The 1,722-nt window shown below is 68.8% G+C and carries 2 protein-coding genes; both read right to left on the minus strand.

Annotation, left to right across the window (positions count from 1 at the left end):
- Positions 1-330: thioredoxin family protein (locus tag P3W85_RS34560; protein WP_276268071.1), on the minus strand; the 330-nt coding region annotated here is incomplete at its 3' end.
- A gap of 68 nt (positions 331-398) precedes the next feature.
- A complete protein-coding gene (locus P3W85_RS34565) occupies positions 399-1,712 on the minus strand; it encodes an MATE family efflux transporter (RefSeq protein WP_276268072.1) in 1,314 nt (437 codons plus the stop codon).
- Positions 1,713-1,722 lie beyond the last annotated feature (10 nt).

Below are 1,722 nucleotides of genomic sequence, written 5' to 3' on the forward strand. Positions count from 1 at the left end.
GGCGGGTCCGCCGATCTGCGCCAGCGCGGCTTCGATGGCGCGCGCGTCGTCCGGGCGCACCAGCCGTGCGACCTCGACGCCGTCGCGCAGAAAGACCAGCGTGGGCCACAGCCTGACCCTGAACGAGCGGCCCAGCGGTTTGCCGCTGCCGTCCTCGATCTTGAGATGGCGGATATCCGGATGGCCAGCCATCGCACTGGCCAGATGCGGCTGGGCCCGCATGCAGTGGCCGCACCAGGGCGCGCCGAATTCGATCACGGCTGCCCCTTGCATTGCTTCGATTTCGGCCCGCGCCGGTTCGCGTGCGGCATAGACTTCGGTCATCGCCATCTGGAGTCCTTTCGTTTGTTTTCATGCCTTGGGGGCGGTGGCGGGCATGGATGCCGGTTCTGCCGGCCTCAGGCCAACCGGCTGGCCTCGATGCGCGGCAGCGCCCGCGCCAGGGTGAGTCCGCGCGCGGCCATGAACAGCAGCAGCGCGGCCCACAGCCCGTCGTTGCCGAAGGGGCCTGACAGGGTGACGGCCGCCAGCATGAATGCGGCGAACGAGATCGCCATCGAGTGCATCAGGTCGCGGGTGCAGGTGGCGCCGATGAACACGCCGTCAAGCAGGAAGCCCCACACGGAGACCAGCGGCAAGGCGATGGCCCATGGCAGGAAGCGCCTGGCCGCGTCGTGCACCGGTCGCTGGTCGGTCAGGCACGCGATGATCCATTCGCCGGCACAGGCGTAGACCAGGGAAAAACACAGTGCTCCGGCCGCGGCCCAGGTCATCGTGACCCGGACCGCGCGCCGGAATGCGTCGCGATCCCGCGTGCCGATCGCGGCCCCGACCAGCGCCTCGGCCGCATGCGCGAAGCCATCTAGCGCGTAGGCCATGAAGGTCTGGAAATTCAACAGCAGTGCATTGGCCGCGAGGATCACGTCGCCCTGCTTTGCGCCGGCACGCGCGAACCAGCCAAAACTGGCGATCAGGCACAGGGTCCGGACAAAGATATCGCGATTGAGGCAGACCAGCCGCTTCAGCGCCTGCGCATCCGCCAGCGCCGCCCAGCGCAGCGCCGGCAGGCCGCGCGGACGCAGCCGCCAGAGCAGCGTGGCGCCCAGCGCGAAACCGCAGCCGTCGGCAGTCGCGGTGGCAGCGCCGATGCCCGCGATGCCCCAGTCGAACACATTGACGTAGGCCAGCACCGCGGCAATGTTCACCGCATTGATGGCTAGCTGGATCAGCAGCGCGAGCCGCACTTGCTGACAGCCAAGCAGGTAGCCAAGCACGACATAGTTGCACAATGCAAATGGCGCCGCCCAGATCCGCGCCTGGCTGTAGACGCGCGCGTGGTGCTGGAGCGTATCGCTGCCGCCGATCAGCCCCAGCGCATTGGAGATCAGCGGCATCCGCACCGCCAGCACGCCGAGACCGATCACGGCCGCCAGCAGCAGCCCGCGCATGAGCGTCGCGCGCAACGCGGCACCGTCCCGGGCGCCGAACGCTTGCGCGACAAGGCCCGTGGTACCCATGCGCAGGAAGCCGAAGCCCCAGAACACAAAGCTGAAGAACAGCCCGCCGGCAGCCACGCCGCCAAGGTAGGCGGGGTCGGGCAGATGGCCGGCAACCGCGGTATCGACCGCGCCGAGGATCGGCTGGGTCAGGTTGGCGAGGATGATCGGGAAAGCCAGCGACAGGACGCGGCGATGCCAGCCCAGCAGCGAGATGCGTGGGGAC

It is taken from the genome of Cupriavidus basilensis (assembly GCF_029335485.1).
Classification (GTDB): Bacteria; Pseudomonadota; Gammaproteobacteria; order Burkholderiales; family Burkholderiaceae; genus Cupriavidus; species Cupriavidus basilensis_E.